This is a genomic window from Bacillus thuringiensis (assembly GCF_022095615.2).
GTDB classification, from domain to species: domain Bacteria; phylum Bacillota; class Bacilli; order Bacillales; family Bacillaceae_G; genus Bacillus_A; species Bacillus_A cereus_AG.
The window spans coordinates 4089060-4105253 of the sequence record NZ_CP155559.1 but is presented as its reverse complement, the minus strand read 5'-3'; the positions used below and the strand labels follow the sequence as shown (position 1 = coordinate 4105253).

Here is a 16194-nt window from a genome sequence, read left to right as displayed (position 1 = left end):
TTTAGGAGGATAATCATGAGATAAAAGTTAAGCGCCTAATTTTCTTCGATAGTATACGTAAAATATGCCATACGTAATAAATAGCATAAGTAAAACTTGTAACTCAACATTTTCTTTTAAAATAGTTGCGACGGGATCTGGTAAGTAAGGTGATGTATTGCTCGTTCCTAAACCTAACCATTTGTTTAAGAGGTTAATGATACAAAACATGAAAACACCAGACCAGCTTGCAATAATTGCTTTCTGTTTCATTTTTGTTTCACGTTCATCATCTGTAATCCAAGGATTAGCAGTTTTATCACTATTAAAAAATCCATTTATGTATCCCCATATGATCATTCCGATAAAGGCAATAATCCATTTCATATTTGTGATTCCCCTCTCTCTTGTAAAAAGTATTTTACATATATAATTGTAATGTTTTCCAAATTGTTATATCAAATATTTTTTACATATCGATTTTTCATATAGCAGGAATAATGGATGAGATAGGGAAGAAATTATGTTGAAGGATTTCATAGCGAGAGGAGGGTGAGTATGAAACTAGTCTTTGTTCGGCACGGTGAAGGAGAACATACAAAGGATTTGCCGTCAAGTTTACAAGTGTTGCATCCGCCATTAACGAATGAGGGAAGGAATCAGGCTAAATTAATTCAATTCGATGTACCATTGCAGGAAACGGATATATTAATTGCTAGCCCTACACTTAGAACTTTACAAACGGCGACTATATGGAGTACGAAAGTAGCTTGTCAAAAAATTGTCCATCCATATGTATCCCCACGTATTTTTCCTTATCGAGAAGGAGCGAAAACATTACCATGTGATCATATAGTAGGTCAGGAAATGATAACAAATGTATTTCCACATTTTTCGATAGCGAAAAGCACAAATAAGCGGCTATGGACAGAAGGTATAAATACTATTTTAGAGAATCGTTTTCAGCAAATAGTAGATGAATTCCTCCTTTGGTGTTATGAGCTGGGTGCGGAAAGAATTTGTATTGTATCTCACGACGGGACAATTACAGCGTATCGGCAATATTTACAGAAAGTCGTTTTAACTAGATCTGATTTTTTGAAAGAAACGGGTATATATGAAATGGATGTATCCCTTAAAAGTCTGATTGATAAGGGGTGATTATAGGATGGAGGGTGTATGTTGAATGTTGCATTAGTAGTTGGTTTTAATTCGGATTTAGAGGCGCAATCAATCCGAGCATCGCTTGAATATTTTGGAGCAAAAGTTATAACATACTGGATTGGTAGACCGAAAGAGTTCATCGATATTCTTTCTGGAAAGAGTTTATATAATGATATTGATTATGTGGTCTTTTGCTTTCATGGTGAGGAAGGAAAATTTGTGATGGAAGAGTTAGGTGAAGATATATATGAACAAGATGAACCGAGGGGATACTTTGGTGCAGCAGAGATTTATAAATATGCAAAATTGCATAATACACATATTGTAAATAGTGGGTGTACGTTAGGGGAGCGAAAACTAGCAGAATCTTTTTTACGTAGTGGGGCGAAATCGTATATTGGATCGATAGATTATGTAGATGGGAATGCAGCACTTATGTTTACAATACGCTTATTTTATGGGCTTATTAACCATGCAAAAACGTTAGAGGATGTTTTTCAAGAGGCGAAATTAATTGATGAGGAGACACATACATTTCAATTCTATAAATAATAAAAAATGCCTTTATTCTATATTCGAATAAAGGCGTTTCACATTTAACTCACATTTTTTTTACATTTTCTTCAATGAAAATGATTATCACCTATGGTATGATATGTTCAAGTTTTTACAGGTGAAAAAAGTTACTATATAAATGTTAGTTTTTAATGTTTCATACACATGTCACAAATTATTCGTAATTAACATTTGAAAAATAAGTAACTAATGTTATTATATTATCTGTAACTAACTTAATTACAACTTTAGGAGGAAGATATGGTTATTCAATTTTTAAGAGAAAACAAAGCAGTTTCTTTTGTGTTAGCAGTAATTCGAGTATATCTTGGTTACACATGGTTAATGGCTGGAATCGGTAAACTACAAGGAAAAGGATTCGATGCAACTGGTTATTTACAAGGTGCAATTGAAAAATCTAAAGGAGCACAACCGGCTGTTCAATCTTGGTGGGCATCATTTTTACAAGATTTCGCAATTCCAAACGTTGATCTATTTAATACACTTGTAACGTGGGGAGAAATTTTAGTTGGAATTGGTTTAATTGTAGGCTGTTTAACAAAAACAGCGGTCTTTTTTGGCCTTGTAATGAACTTTTCCTATATGTTTAGTGGGTCAATTGGTGTAAACCCTGAAATGGTTATTTTATCAATGTTCGTTCTAGTCTCTGGTATGAACGCTGGTAAATTTGGAATGGATGGTTTCGTTATTCCAAAAGTATTAGGATCAAAAACGCCAAAACGCCAAAAGCAAGCTGCTTAATATATGAAAACGGGTATCTCAAAATGAGATACCCGTTTATATTATTTTTCAACTTTTATTGGATTGTTCTTAAAGAAGTCTTTTACATAACCTACAAACTCTTGTGGCTCTTGACGAAATGGTGCATGATAACCTTTTTCGATAATATGGAAAGTACTATTTTTTAAGAATTGATGATACGTTTCTCCTTCTTTCCAAGAAACGCTACTATCATTTCTTCCCCATATAATTAAAGTTGGTTGTTTGATTTCATTCGCATTGATTTGAAGACGTCTAGGCCATAATTTCATTTTGTTGTAATGTTCTTCATCGTCACGCTTAAACTTCACTTGGCTCTCATCATAGTCTTTAACAGAAGAAACAGTATTTAAATCAGTCGATAATTGTGGTTTCGGAGAACCTGTTTTATTAACTAGTGTATGAGGACCGCCTGTGGCATCAGTTAAGATAAGGTGGGTAACTGCTTCAGGGTATAAATATGTTAAATTAAGAGAAATTTCTCCGCCCATTGAATGTCCCAGTATTGCGAATGAATCATAGCCGAGTTTTTTCATTAACTTATAATACAAGTTTGCATGAGTTGGAAAAGAATAATAAAAATCCATCGGCTTTGATGAGCGTCCGAATCCTAAAGCATCAACAGAAATAATCGTATGATTTTTTGCTAAATCTGAATAAATCTTTTGGAAGCCATCTGATGACCCTCCAAATCCATGAATCATAAGTAAAGGTGGTTTTTTATTACCAATTTTTTTAAAGTAAATGGTTTGACCATCTATTTCTACCATTTTTTCCTCGGTAGTTAGTTTCGCTGTAATTGTATTTTTAACTTGTTTTACTTGTTCTACTGGCTTTTCTGCTGCACTACATCCTACTAATAGTGTAAGAGTAAGACAACCTACCATAAAATAGCTAAATCGCTTCAATGAGGTGTCCCCTTTCTAACATAACGCTGTATCTATCATAGCAAATAGCATATTACGATTTCCAGGAAGTTGGCTACCATTTTTCATCATAAGAGGTGAAAGAAGCGTTTCTTGGAAATTTTCTGTTTGAAGAAATTTACGAAATGAAAATTGTGAATGTGGGACATCAATTCGTACTGTGCCATTCCAACATTCACAGATCTTCTTGAATAATTGGATAGCATCCTTCTCTTGTTTTGCGATAAGTGGATTGACGCATAATATATTACCTTTTTGTATACATAAAGAAAAAGCTTCTATACAGTTATTTCTCTCGATTTTAAAAGAGTACCTAGTTCTTGGTAATAGTAATGAATAAAGTAAAGAACGATTAGCACCAGTTGTAATTTGATCGAGAGAAATAAGTGATACAAGGTCTGGTTCGTTCACTTGTTGCGTGTGTGCAATATGTGTTTTAGTAGTTTGTTTTTCAAAACGATGAATCGTCGTTACTGTTTGAAATCCGCACGATGTATAAAGAGGCTCGCCAGCTTTTGTTGCAATAAGTGCAATTGGTTGTTTTGGGTGAGTGTATTCTAAGCAGTGATTAAGCAAAATCCGCCCGATGCCTCGGCTTTGAAAATTAGGGTGGACGATTAACATGCCGATAGTAGAAAAACTATCTTTAAAAGGAAATACTCCTCCAGCTGCAATCAGTTTATTTTCATGCATATAACCGATAAGTGTGCCGAGCGAAAGATACATTTCGAATTGTTTTTTCATAAATGCTTTATCTTGTAACCATCCAATAGCTTTGCAAAGGTCGAGTAAATCAAAAATAAAAGTTTCATCTAGCTTTATTGTTTTCATAAATGTTCACCACTTTTCTATTAATTTTCATAAAAGTAGATTGAAAGTGTTAAATAAGAGATTTACTTTAAATGAAATCCAACTTATTTATATTTTGATTGTAAAGGGGAAGAAGGTTGCTATGAAGGGACAAAGTTATACAAATTATAACTGATATTTACATAAGTTAACAAAAAATTTACATATAACTAATTTTATCTTAATAGTCTTCTATTAAATTTGATAGTGGGAAATGAATAACCTAATTAGGGGGACAATATAGTGAAAAAGTTTGTGAAAAAAGCATGGCCATTTGCAGTTGTGGCATCGTTAGCTGTTACTTCGGTAGCAACATGGAATTTTACTCGTTCTAGTGAGGTTAATGCAGATGAGAGCGGAAGCAATGCAAAGATTAAAAATGTCATCGTATTAATTGGGGATGGTATGGGACCTTCATATATGACGGCTCACCGTTATATGAAAGATAATCCAAAAACTTTTGAGATGGAATCTACAGAATTTGATAAGCATCTTGTAGGAACGCAAAAAACATATCCGGAAGATGAACATGAAAATATTACAGACTCTGCATCTGCAGCAACAGCTATGTCGGCAGGAATTAAAACATATAATGCAGCAATTGCAGTTGATAATGATAAAGCAGAAGTAAAAACTGTTCTTGAACAAGCGAAAGAAAAAGGGAAATCAACGGGACTCGTTGCTACTTCTGAAATTACACATGCAACACCAGCGGCTTTCGGTGCGCATGACATTAGTCGTAAAAATATGGACGCAATTGCAAATGATTATTTTGATGAGAAAATTAAAGGGAAGCATAAAGTAGACGTTATGCTTGGCGGCGGTGTAAATAACTTTGTTAGAAAAGATCGCAATCTTACAGAAGAATTTAAGAAATCTGGTTATAGCTATGTAACAGATCGAAATCAATTATTAAATGATAAAAACGATCAAATTCTAGGTTTATTTGCACCAGGCGGATTAGATAAAATGATTGATCGTACTGATAAAACACCTTCATTAGAAGAGATGACAAATGCAGCGATTGATCGTTTGAATAAAAATAAAAATGGTTTCTTCTTAATGGTTGAAGGAAGCCAAATCGACTGGGCTGGACACGATAATGATATCGTTGGTGCAATGAGTGAAATGGAAGACTTTGAAAGAGCATTTAAAGCAGCGATTGAGTTTGCGAAAAAAGATAAAAATACGTTAGTCGTTGCGACAGCAGATCACGCTACAGGTGGATTATCTTTAGGTGCAAATGGTGAGTATAACTTTAAAGTAGATCCAATTAAAGCTGCAAAGCGCACACCAGACTTCATGGCAAATGAAATTGCAAAAGGTGCAAATGTAGAAGAAACATTGAAAAAATATATTGATTTACAATTAACACCTGAAGAAATTAAAGCGGTAAATGATATTGCTCCTTCAAAAGATGTAACAAAGATTGATAATGCGATTGAGGATATTTTCAATAAGCGTTCGGTTACAGGATGGACAACAGGTGGACATACAGGGGAAGATGTAAACGTATATGCATTTGGCCCTGGTAAATACTTGTTCTCTGGTGTTCAAGAGAATACAAATATTGCCAAACGCGTCTTTGATATTGTTGGCGGTGGCGATCCGAATAAAGGAAGACGCTAATTATAAATGGAAGTGAGGCAAAATGCCTCACTTTTCTTTTTAGGAGATGGGAAGATGAGGGGTTTTTTCAGAGGGATAGGATCCCTTCTAATAGGTGTATTACTACTAGTTGGATGTCAATCCAAGGAGAGTCATATAGAACAAAAATCTACTGCTACAAAAGCTGAGGAAAAGGTACAAATAACGAAAGAAGAAGAGAAATCGATTCAAGATGTTATGGAGAAGTTTGTACGGACGACAAATGAAAAAAATCTTGCTGAACATATGGAGTTATTTTCAAAGAAGATGCCTAGTGCTGAAGATTTAAAAACGCAAAAAGAAGCAGCTTTTCAAAAAGGAAATAAGAAAATTGAATTGGAACATATAGATATGAAAGCTAGTAAAGCAGGGTATGTTGTTGTTGAGACGAAGGAAAAAGAAATAGAGGGAGAGATCACTCTTCAGAAGAAAGTACAGTATGCACTTGGAAAAGAAGAGGATGGATGGAAAATTGAAGAGGTTCGCACGATAGGGAAGAAATAAAGTGAAACTTTAATCAGGGAGTCTTCCTACCTGTAAATAGCGAAATAAAAAGGTTCTCATTGGCGAGAACCTTTTTTTATAGTGGTAACATAATTTGATTTGAGCATGCTTCGATATCATCAATATCTTGGCGAATTGTTGCCATTTTATTATCAAGATCTTCAGCTTTCATTGCTGCATCATGTAGTTCATCTTTTAAATACTCAGGTATTTTCCCCTCATATTTATAATAAAGTTTATGTTCTAAACTTGCCCAAAAGTCCATAGCAAGTGTACGTAACTGAATTTCTGCAAATACATCTTTTGTACCAGAATTCAGTGATAAAGGATATTTAATAATCATGTGTAAACTTTTATAGCCGTTTCCCTTTGGGTTAGCAATATAATCTTTTACCTCTATGATTTCCATATCTTCACGCTTTTGAATGACTTCTTTTAAATGATAAATATCTTCTACGAAGCAACATGTAATACGAATGCCGATGATATCTTGTAAATGTGTTTGCGCATTTTCAACTGTAGGTAATAAATTTTTACGTTCAAGCTTTTTAATAATACTTTCAGGTTGTTTTAATCTTGTTTTTATATGTTCAAACGGGTTGTAATCCTCTAAAAATTGAGCTTCCCGGTTCATAATTTCAAATTTAGTTTTTAACTCTTCTAAAGCAAATGTATATGGTAGTACAAAAGCTTTCCAGTAGTTAACTGTTGATTGATTATATTCCATTTATATACACACCTTTTCCTATTTACAAGTGAGGTTGTTATTATACTAAATACCAAAGCATATAAGCGCAAGCAGCAAATGATGAGATCATAAAACGATATTTAGTTTTCATACTTTCAACTCCTTTCGAGTAAGATTCTATATAAATAAACGTGATTGTTAATAAGTTCACTATGTACAATTCCTATAGTAATAGATTCATGTGAATTTCGTATGAACTAATTGTTTCAGCTTTTTGTCTTTTTTTTTGAAGCATCATTATTATCCATAATTTAAAGTGTTTTCATTTGAATTATTCATTTGTATGAATTAATGTATATTTGAATTTACGGTTATTAAGGAGGCTGTACAGTGAACTTTGAAGAATTAGCAATTGCTAGACGTTCCGCAATGAAATTTGTACAAGGAGTAGAAATCCCAGATGAGGATTTTAAAAAAATATTTGAGCTAACAAAGCTTTCTCCATCTTGTTACAATTTGCAACATACGCATTATGTTGTAATTCGTGATCAAGAGCGAAAAGAAAGATTAAAAGAGTTAGCTTTTAGGCAATATAAAGTATCGAGTGCATCTGCGGTAATACTTGTTTGTGGTGATAAGAGAGCATACCAAAATGTCGAAAATATTTATTTCGGTATGAAGGTTTTAAAGATGATTGATGAATGTGAGTATGAAGATACAATTAAGCAAACGAAAGGGCTATATGAAGGAAAAGGAGAACGCTTCATGGAAGAGGAAGCGATTAGAAATGCTTCGTTAAGTGCGATGACTTTTATGTACGCAGCTAAATATTACGGCTATGATACGTGTCCAATGATCGGTTTCGATGAAAAAGCAGTGCAGAGTGAACTAAATATGCCGGAGCATATAGTACCTGTTTTAATGATTACGATAGGAAAAAGTGATACTACTAAAACTCGTCCACGAGGATACCGAAAGCCGATTAGTGAGTTTGTTACATACGAAACATTTTAATACAAGGCATAGATTACTTAAATAAAAGGGGTCTATTTAGATCCCTTTTGTTTTGCAATTGACAAATAGAATAAGATTATATAATATATAAATCGTAATCATTACGTTTTAGTTGCGATCTTTGAAAGAAAGGAGAATTACATATGCGTGTAAATATTACACTAGCTTGTACGGAGTGCGGTGATCGTAATTACATTTCTAAAAAAAATAAACGAAACAATCCAGAGCGCATCGAACTAAAAAAATATTGTCCACGATTAAAGCGAGTAACGTTACATCGTGAAACGAAGTAGCAGACTAGAGATATCTCTAGTCTTTTTTGTTTATAGTACTTTGGTTTTGTTTGTTATAATTACCTTAAATTGTAATGAAGGAGAGGTATGATGAATCAAAAAGATAAAGAAAGAAAAGAGAAAGTGGCACATATTATTGAAATTTCGGATGATTATAGACTCGTTGTAGATGATCAAGAAGGCGTGGATGACCCATATCATCTATTATGGTGGGAGCATAAAGAGGATGAGGAGAGAACGATACAAATTACGTTGAATAGACATACTGGTAATTTAATTGAATTTAGTATAGATGATGAAAATTCTTTTTCGAGCGGTAAGAAAGCGATAGAGGAGAATAAAGCAAGAGAGATTGCAAATGCATTCTTAAAAAAATATACAAAAGAAGGATATGAATTTTATACATATGTAACGGTTAAGGACGACAGGCGTGGTCGGAAAGAAGTAAATTATATGCAAGAAGTGAATGGCTATCCATTGCCGAATACAGGGTGTATTGTGCGAGTTCACTCTTCAGGGAATGTTGTGAATTTTCATTATAATGGACAAAAAGCTATCGAGAAAAAACCGTTATGGCCAAGCGAAATTGTTGAGGAGAACGTCGTTTTAGAAAACTTGAAAGCTAGACAAGATATGAGACTTGTATTTGTAGATTTAACATACTCTTCATGTAAATATGAAAATGGTGAGGAAATAAAAGGGCATCATCTTGTATATGAGCCAGCGCCTAGTTATGCGTTTATTAAAGCAAGTACAGGTAAAGATTTATATGGGCCAGACCATTATAAATTATCTTCTACAGTACTTGTTGATAAACCCCTAAAGAGTAGTCTGAAAAAGGATGTGCTTGATTTATTTGATTGGGACAAGGAGAAATTTGTAAAATTAGATGAAAAAGTAGATGAGGATGAAGTCCGGATAAAATTTGTATTAAAAGAAGAATTACAAAACGAAATAGAAGAGAAGGATCAATATTCAATGGATGAGTTCTATAAAAAACATGTTCCAATGCTAAAGCATGATGAATTTGTTGTAATTACTCTAGATAAAGAAACAAATCAATTGCTTTCTTTTTTTATGTGGCAGGATGAGAAAAAAAGAAGAACAATCTTATCAAGAGAGCAATGTTTAAGCAAAGCACTTCAATTTTTAGAGCATACTATACCAGATGCGACAAAGTATATTCAGCTGTGGGATGATTATGAAGAGGAAGAGGGGATAGAGAGGTTTTCCTTTTCAATGTATGTAAATGACATTCATGTAGAGCGGAAATATATTATGATCAACATCAATGCAGAAAATGGTGCAGTGATGCACTACTCTGGAGAGTCTAACAAATTTATAAAAGAATTACTTACATATGAAACAACACCAAAAGTAAAAAAGGAAAACGCGGTAGCAATATACAGAGGGGCTATGCGAGTTAATTTAGAATGGTTTTTAGAAAATGACTTAGAGGAAACGAATTACGAACTACTGTATAAACAAACGACGAATGAAAATCATAAAGAATCCTTCGATTTTAGTCGAGAAATTCGTTATATTGATGCGCATACTGGGGAGAAAATTTGGAGTGAATATTAGTAAAAGCCAATCGATACGTATCGATTGGCTTTTACTATGTTCTTAGAATCATTTATTAATTGCCGTTAAGTGGTTGAAGAATACCATCTTGAGCTTTTGACCAATTATATAGGTTTCCATCAGATCCTACTGCAAAATTTAGAGCACGTGAGTTCTCAGAAGATTCGCGTCCGTATAAGACGTCGTATAGTTTAATACCATTTATTGTGCCAATTAGTTTGTCTTCGCCGGAGCCATAACGAATTTCATCTGAGCGAGCTCCCATTCTTTTTTCTAGGACTTTTATAGCATCTTCACTTGTGAATGTAATAGTATCAGTTTGTTTATTTGGTTGCTTAGCTGGTTGTTGATCTTTCTGCGTGTTTTTAGATGATGCTTCAGTTTTTCCGTTAGTTGTAGCTGTTGTATTGTTCTCAGTTTTTGTGTTGTTTTCAGTTTTTGCGTTGTTTTCAGTTTTTGTGTTGTTTTCAGTTTTTGTGTTGTTTTCAGTTTTTGTGTTGTTTTCAGTTTTTGCGTTGTTTTCAGTTTTTGCGTTGTTTTCAGTTTTTGCGTTGTTCTCAGTTTTTGTGTTGTTTTCAGTTTTTGCGTTGTTTTCAGTTTTTGCGTTGTTTTCAGTTTTTGCGTTGTTCTCAGTTTTTGTGTTGTTTTTAGTTGTTGTGCTGTTTTTAGTTGTTGCGTTGTTCTCAGTTTTCGCGTTGTTCTCAGTTTTTGCATTGTCTTCCGTTTTTTGGCTATCTTCCGTTTTTGTACTGTCTTTTGATGCGGCAGTATCCTGTTTAGTAGCCTCGGTTTTTGTAGGAGACGTTTGTTGTCCACAAGCTGAAAGTAAGAAAAATGATAATGTGAGTACTGCAAGGTTTCTGATTTGTGACGTAGCGTATCGCATGAAAACACCTCTTTCAAAATTTTGGAACTTAACATATTGTAATACATTGGAAAAAATATGCAAGGTACGAAAGACTTATTTCGTTCGACAAAAAGCTAAGGATTCCATATTTATATCGTACAGACACAAACAACCTCACGCCCACATACACTTAGTAAAGACCACTATTTTGGCGGAGGTGAAAGGTTTGAGTCTATTCGCCGCAATTGGATATATGGTTCGAGAAGTGTTTGTCTTTGTTTCTTATGTGAAAAATAATGCGTTTCCGCAGCCGTTATCATCAGACGATGAGAGAAAGTACTTAGAGTTAATGGAGCAAGGTGATGCTCAAGCGAGAAATCTGTTAATTGAACATAATTTACGGCTTGTAGCTCATATCGTTAAAAAATTTGAAAATACAGGGGAAGATGCAGAAGATTTAATTTCAATTGGTACAATTGGGCTCATTAAAGCGATCGAGAGCTATTCGGCAGGAAAAGGCACAAAACTTGCGACGTATGCAGCGCGCTGTATTGAAAATGAAATTTTGATGCATTTACGTGTACTGAAAAAAACGAAAAAGGACGTTTCACTTCATGATCCGATCGGGCAAGATAAAGAGGGGAATGAAATATCGCTTATTGATATATTAAAATCAGAGTCTGAAGATGTAATTGATATGATCCAGCTTAGTATGGAGTTGGAAAAGATTAAAGAGTATATCGATATTTTAGACGAACGAGAGAAAGAAGTAATCGTGAAGCGTTTTGGACTGGGGCTTGATAAGGAGAAAACGCAACGAGAGATTGCAAAGGCACTTGGTATTTCCAGAAGCTACGTATCAAGAATTGAAAAGCGCGCGTTAATGAAAATGTTCCATGAATTTGTAAGAGCTGAGAAAGAGAAAAAAGCGAAAGAATAATGTACATTGCAAGCAGCCATGTTTTAAAATGGGCTGCTTTTCTTTTTGTAAATAAGGAAAGAAAAAGAGGTGTGTTTAGAAGAAATCCATGTTCACTGTTGAAAATGACGGATTCTATCTGTAATATTAGAGGGTGCTAAACAATTTAAGAATAATACCATACTTAGTTTTCCGCATGTATAATGAAACAGTTCTATATGATATGTGGGAATAAGAACCAATTTTACATATGATATAGAAGGAAAAGAAGGGGAAGCTAAAGTTATAGACTGATTAGGAGGTTTCGCAATTTGCGACGTACATTATATCGACTTATGATCGAACTTACAAATGGTCGTTTTACTTCTTATATATTACGTAAATTTGCACAATCTCGTTTGAGCGCTATCATTATTCCATCGTATGCGAAAGTTTTTCAAATTAACCAAGATGAGATGGAAAAGGGTTTGAAGGAATATAGAACATTGCATGAATTATTTACGCGTAAGCTAAAAGAAGGAAAGCGTAGTGTTGATACAGATGCATCGAGTATCGTTAGTCCTGTTGATGGTGTTTTTGCTGATTACGGTCCTATTGAGGACACAAAAACATTTGATATTAAAGGTAAGCGTTATTCAATCGTGGATATGCTAGGTAATGAAGAACGTGCAAAGCGATATGCAGGTGGTACATACATGGTTATTTATTTAAGCCCAAGTCATTATCATCGTATTCATAGTCCGCTTTCTGGTTCTGTGACTGAAAGGTTTGTACTTGGTAGAAAGTCATATCCGGTAAATGCAGCTGGTATGGAATACGGGAAAGAGCCATTGTCAAAAAATTATCGCTCTGTTACAGAAGTAAATAGTGACGGTGAACATATGGCACTTGTAAAAGTAGGAGCTATGTTTGTTAACAGTATTGAGCTGCTACATGAAAGAAGTACTGTTCAAAAAGGTGAAGAAATGGCATACTTTACATTTGGCTCAACAGTTGTGTTATTGTTTGAAAAAGATATGATAGAAGTAGTGCAGAATTTGAAGAGTGGACAAGAACTTCGTCTTGGTGAAAAAATTGCTACTCGATTGGCTCATAAGTAAAGAAAAGATTTTATAACTGTAAGCAAGAGTTATGGACAAAGATGCTTAATGATGAAATTCCCTAGATGGGAGTACTTGTTTATTCGAGAGCCATCACAGGATGGCTCTTTTTACAAGTTAACTCATTAAAATTTCACTTTATATGTAATTAAGACGATTTGACAAGCTTGTCCTCTAATGAGCGTCTAATCATTTCTTGTTTTATAAGTAAAATGAAGTCGGGATTTAATTTTAGTTCTTTTGCTTTATAATAAGACTCAGTGAGTAACTCAGTAGATAACTGTTCCATGTGTTTTGTTTTCAAGGTGAGTCACCTCCTAATAATATAAGGATTGATTCGTTGTTGCATTTAATGTACCAAAAAAATATGACAGTCACAAACGGGTGGTTATCCACATATCTAGGTGGATAAAATGTGAATAGATTGTTAGTAAATTCCAAATTGACTGAAAAATTAATGTGGAAAATGTGTACAATTTTATCCACAGGTTATATATCGAAATATGTTGTCGAAAAATTTTTATGAAAACTCCTCAAAGAGGTGAAAGAAATTGAAGTTATTTTTACCAAATGAATATGTGAAAAATGTATATCATGTTCAACCAGAAGATTTGAAAAAACGTGGAATTAAAGGTGTTATTACTGATTTAGATAACACGTTAATTGAATGGGATCGTCCAAATGCAACGCCGCAACTTGAAGAATGGTTTTTGAAAATGAAAGAGCAAGGCATTCAAGTAACGGTCGTTTCAAATAATAATGAGCAACGTGTGAAAGACTTTGCTGATCCATTAGGTATTCCATTTATTCATAGTGCGCGTAAACCATTTGTCCGCGCATTTAAGCGTGCGATACAAGAGATGCACCTGCAACCAGATGAAGTTGTAGTAATTGGGGATCAGTTACTAACGGATGTGTTAGGTGGAAACCGAGTGGGACTTCATACGATTTTGGTTGTACCGGTAGCACAAACGGACGGATTAGTAACGCGCTTTAATCGGAAAATTGAACGAAGAATTATGAGAAGTATGAAGAAAAAAGGTTTAATTAACTGGGAGGAATAAAGTTTGACTGAAACAATTAAATGTATTGGTTGCGGTGTAGAAATTCAAACAGAAGATAAAAACGAAGTGGGATATGCTCCTACCTCATCTTTAGAGAAAGAACAAGTAATTTGTCAACGCTGTTTTCGCTTGAAACATTACAACGAAATTCAAGATGTATCATTAACAGATGATGACTTCCTACGTATTCTAAATGGAATTGGAAAATCGGATGCGTTAGTAGTTAAAATTGTAGATATTTTTGATTTTAATGGTAGCTGGTTACCTGGCTTACATCGTTTCGTGGGGAATAATAAAGTATTACTTGTTGGAAATAAAGCTGATTTAATTCCTAAGTCAGTAAAACATGATAAAGTAAAGCATTGGATGCGCTACAGTGCAAAGCAACTAGGATTAAAACCAGAAGATGTCTTTTTAATTAGTGCAGCGAAAGGACAAGGGATTGCTGAGCTGGCAGATGCTATTGAGTATTACCGCGGCGGAAAAGATGTTTACGTTGTGGGATGTACGAATGTAGGAAAATCAACATTTATTAATCGTATGATTAAAGAATTTAGTGATGAGACTGAAAATGTAATTACAACATCTCATTTCCCAGGAACAACACTTGATTTAATTGATATTCCGTTAGACGAAGAATCTTCTTTATATGATACGCCAGGTATTATTAACCACCATCAAATGGCTCATTATGTTGGAAAAGAAAGCTTAAAGCTTATTACACCAACAAAAGAAATTAAGCCAATGGTGTTCCAATTAAATGAAGAACAAACATTATTCTTCAGTGGCTTGGCACGTTTTGATTATGTAAGTGGTGGTCGTCGTGCATTTACTTGTCACTTCTCGAATCGTTTAACAATCCATCGTACAAAGCTTGAGAAAGCAGATGAATTGTATAAAAATCATGCTGGGGATTTACTAAGCCCGCCAACACCAGAAGAATTAGCAAATATGCCAGATCTAGTGAAATACGAATTTAATATTCGTGAACCAAAAACGGATGTTGTATTCTCTGGATTAGGATGGGTTACTGTGAACGAACCGGGAGCAAAAATTGTTGCACACGTACCAAAAGGAGTAAGTGTTTCATTGCGTAAATCTTTAATTTAATATGGAGAGGGATTTATGAAACAATTATATGGTGTAATCGGAAATCCAATTGGACATTCATTATCACCTGTTATGCATAACGATGCATTTGAACACTTGAATATGGATGCCCATTATCATGCATTTCTTGTTAAAGAGGAAGTGCTAGGGGAAGCAGTAAGAGGTTTAAAAGCATTAGGTATTTCAGGATTTAATGTAACAACGCCGCACAAAGTTGCTATTATGGATTATTTGGATGAGATTGACCCGCTAGCAAAACAAATTGGTGCAGTAAATACAGTGGTTCATAAGGATGGAAAATTGATTGGCTACAATACAGATGGAATTGGTTTTGTCCGAGCACTGCAGTCAATTAGTAGGGAACCACTTCAGGAGAAACGTATTTTATTGCTTGGCGCAGGTGGTGCTAGTCGAGCTATTTATTTTTCTCTTGCTGATGTAGGTGTGAAAGAGATTGATGTAGCTAATCGTACAGTAGATAAGGCGAAAGAACTTATTGCTGCATGTATGGCTACTGTTAATTCTGTTGCTTTATCGCTAGAAAAAGCAACAGAAGAACAAGGGAATTATGATATTATCATTCAGACGACAACAATAGGTATGCATCCACGCATCGAATATACGCCATTACAAATTTCTTCGTTAAAAGAAGGGACGATTGTATCAGATATAATTTATAATCCATTTGAAACGAAAATTTTATGTGAGGCAAAAGAGCAAGGTGCAATGATTCAAAATGGTATTGATATGTTTGTTTATCAAGGGGCGCTTGCATTTGAAATGTGGACAGGGCGTGTACCGAATATCGATAGAATGAAACAATTAGTTATAAGAAAGCTTGGAGGCTAACATATATGTTAACAGGAAAACAAAAAAGATTTTTACGTGCACAAGCACATCATTTAACACCAATTTTTCAAGTAGGAAAAGGCGGAGTAAATGAAAATATGATTAAACAAATCGCAGATACTTTAGAAGTTCGTGAACTATTTAAAGTAAGTGTGCTACAAAACTGTGAATTCGATCGTCGTGAAGTTGCAGAAGAACTTGCAAAAGGCGCACGTGCTGAAATCGTTCAAGTAATTGGAAGTACAATCGTTTTATACAAAGAATCTAGAGAAAATAAACAAATTAAACTTCCGCGATCAAAAGACTAGTATATGCTATTTTT

Annotated in this window: 19 protein-coding genes and 1 pseudogene; 14 read left to right on the top strand and 6 right to left on the bottom strand. The window is 34.3% G+C overall.

All coding sequences use genetic code 11. The annotated features are described in order from the left end of the window. Positions 1 to 27 precede the first annotated feature (27 nt). Entirely contained in the window at positions 28 to 366 is a 339-nt protein-coding gene (locus KZZ19_RS21275; RefSeq protein WP_237979540.1) for a phosphoglycerate mutase, read from the bottom strand. A 68-nt stretch (positions 367 to 434) separates the two neighbouring features. Between KZZ19_RS21275 and KZZ19_RS21270 the strand changes: the two are divergent. The 3 genes and pseudogenes from KZZ19_RS21270 to KZZ19_RS21260 all read left to right on the top strand — a co-directional run bounded on the left by KZZ19_RS21270 (position 435) and on the right by KZZ19_RS21260 (position 2460). Continuing rightward, a pseudogene (locus KZZ19_RS21270) lies at positions 435 to 1140 on the top strand (histidine phosphatase family protein). A gap of 18 nt (positions 1141 to 1158) precedes the next feature. Further along, positions 1159 to 1695 (top strand): delta-aminolevulinic acid dehydratase, encoded by a 537-nt coding sequence (locus KZZ19_RS21265; RefSeq protein ID WP_088097811.1) that lies wholly within the window; start codon positions 1159 to 1161, stop codon positions 1693 to 1695. A gap of 264 nt (positions 1696 to 1959) precedes the next feature. Continuing rightward, entirely contained in the window at positions 1960 to 2460 is a 501-nt protein-coding gene (locus KZZ19_RS21260; protein WP_088097810.1) for a DoxX family protein, read from the top strand. A gap of 41 nt (positions 2461 to 2501) precedes the next feature. Here the strand turns inward: KZZ19_RS21260 and KZZ19_RS21255 are convergent, their stop codons facing one another. Both KZZ19_RS21255 and KZZ19_RS21250 read right to left on the bottom strand, forming a co-directional pair. After that, positions 2502 to 3386 carry an alpha/beta fold hydrolase gene (locus tag KZZ19_RS21255; protein WP_226544938.1) on the bottom strand — a complete coding sequence of 295 codons (885 nt, stop codon included), beginning with the start codon at positions 3384 to 3386 and terminating at the stop codon, positions 2502 to 2504. A gap of 15 nt (positions 3387 to 3401) precedes the next feature. Further along, on the bottom strand, positions 3402 to 4235 hold the full coding sequence (locus tag KZZ19_RS21250; protein ID WP_237979536.1) for a GNAT family N-acetyltransferase: 834 nt from the start codon (positions 4233 to 4235) through the stop codon (positions 3402 to 3404). A gap of 261 nt (positions 4236 to 4496) precedes the next feature. Between KZZ19_RS21250 and KZZ19_RS21245 the strand changes: the two genes are divergently transcribed. Further along, on the top strand, positions 4497 to 5882 hold the full coding sequence (locus KZZ19_RS21245; RefSeq protein WP_088097807.1) for an alkaline phosphatase: 1386 nt from the start codon (positions 4497 to 4499) through the stop codon (positions 5880 to 5882). Positions 5883 to 5936: 54 nt separating this feature from the next. Then, complete coding sequence (locus KZZ19_RS21240; protein WP_237979534.1) at positions 5937 to 6404, top strand: hypothetical protein; 468 nt, start codon at positions 5937 to 5939, stop codon at positions 6402 to 6404. A gap of 76 nt (positions 6405 to 6480) precedes the next feature. Here the strand turns inward: KZZ19_RS21240 and KZZ19_RS21235 are convergent, their stop codons facing one another. After that, the gene (locus KZZ19_RS21235) at positions 6481 to 7131 is read right to left on the bottom strand and encodes a GTP pyrophosphokinase (protein ID WP_000456213.1); all 651 of its coding nucleotides are present in this window, start codon (positions 7129 to 7131) and stop codon (positions 6481 to 6483) included. A gap of 351 nt (positions 7132 to 7482) precedes the next feature. Between KZZ19_RS21235 and KZZ19_RS21230 the strand changes: the two genes are divergently transcribed. The 3 genes from KZZ19_RS21230 (at position 7483) to KZZ19_RS21220 (ending at position 9983) form a co-directional block, all read left to right on the top strand. Next, positions 7483 to 8106 (top strand): nitroreductase family protein, encoded by a 624-nt coding sequence (locus KZZ19_RS21230; protein WP_088097805.1) that lies wholly within the window; start codon positions 7483 to 7485, stop codon positions 8104 to 8106. Between the two features lie 143 nt (positions 8107 to 8249). After that, complete coding sequence (rpmG, locus tag KZZ19_RS21225) at positions 8250 to 8399, top strand: 50S ribosomal protein L33 (RefSeq protein ID WP_001265617.1); 150 nt, start codon at positions 8250 to 8252, stop codon at positions 8397 to 8399. A gap of 87 nt (positions 8400 to 8486) precedes the next feature. Further along, positions 8487 to 9983, top strand: coding sequence for a YcdB/YcdC domain-containing protein (locus tag KZZ19_RS21220; protein ID WP_237979533.1), 1497 nt, complete (start codon positions 8487 to 8489; stop codon positions 9981 to 9983). Between the two features lie 55 nt (positions 9984 to 10038). On the opposite strand, the gene KZZ19_RS21215 is transcribed toward KZZ19_RS21220, so the two are convergent. Continuing rightward, complete coding sequence (locus KZZ19_RS21215) at positions 10039 to 10869, bottom strand: hypothetical protein (RefSeq protein ID WP_348638005.1); 831 nt, start codon at positions 10867 to 10869, stop codon at positions 10039 to 10041. Between the two features lie 187 nt (positions 10870 to 11056). Here KZZ19_RS21215 and sigK point away from each other — a divergent pair, with 187 nt between their 5' ends. After that, positions 11057 to 11770 (top strand): RNA polymerase sporulation sigma factor SigK, encoded by a 714-nt coding sequence (gene sigK / locus KZZ19_RS21210; RefSeq protein ID WP_000051382.1) that lies wholly within the window; start codon positions 11057 to 11059, stop codon positions 11768 to 11770. A gap of 290 nt (positions 11771 to 12060) precedes the next feature. Further along, entirely contained in the window at positions 12061 to 12849 is a 789-nt protein-coding gene (locus KZZ19_RS21205) for a phosphatidylserine decarboxylase (protein WP_237979531.1), read from the top strand. Between the two features lie 148 nt (positions 12850 to 12997). Here the strand turns inward: KZZ19_RS21205 and KZZ19_RS21200 are convergent, their stop codons facing one another. Next, entirely contained in the window at positions 12998 to 13153 is a 156-nt protein-coding gene (locus KZZ19_RS21200; RefSeq protein WP_000850097.1) for a sporulation histidine kinase inhibitor Sda, read from the bottom strand. Positions 13154 to 13400: 247 nt separating this feature from the next. Between KZZ19_RS21200 and KZZ19_RS21195 the strand changes: the two genes are divergently transcribed. The 4 genes from KZZ19_RS21195 to yhbY are packed head-to-tail and all read left to right on the top strand — an operon-like array spanning position 13401 to position 16180. Then, positions 13401 to 13913, top strand: coding sequence for a YqeG family HAD IIIA-type phosphatase (locus tag KZZ19_RS21195; protein ID WP_237979530.1), 513 nt, complete (start codon positions 13401 to 13403; stop codon positions 13911 to 13913). A gap of 3 nt (positions 13914 to 13916) precedes the next feature. After that, on the top strand, positions 13917 to 15023 hold the full coding sequence (yqeH, locus tag KZZ19_RS21190) for a ribosome biogenesis GTPase YqeH (RefSeq protein WP_088097801.1): 1107 nt from the start codon (positions 13917 to 13919) through the stop codon (positions 15021 to 15023). Positions 15024 to 15038: 15 nt separating this feature from the next. Next, positions 15039 to 15872 (top strand): shikimate dehydrogenase, encoded by an 834-nt coding sequence (gene aroE / locus KZZ19_RS21185; protein WP_237979529.1) that lies wholly within the window; start codon positions 15039 to 15041, stop codon positions 15870 to 15872. A 5-nt stretch (positions 15873 to 15877) separates the two neighbouring features. Further along, positions 15878 to 16180, top strand: coding sequence for a ribosome assembly RNA-binding protein YhbY (gene yhbY / locus KZZ19_RS21180; RefSeq protein WP_048541496.1), 303 nt, complete (start codon positions 15878 to 15880; stop codon positions 16178 to 16180). The last annotated feature ends 14 nt before the right edge of the window (positions 16181 to 16194 follow it).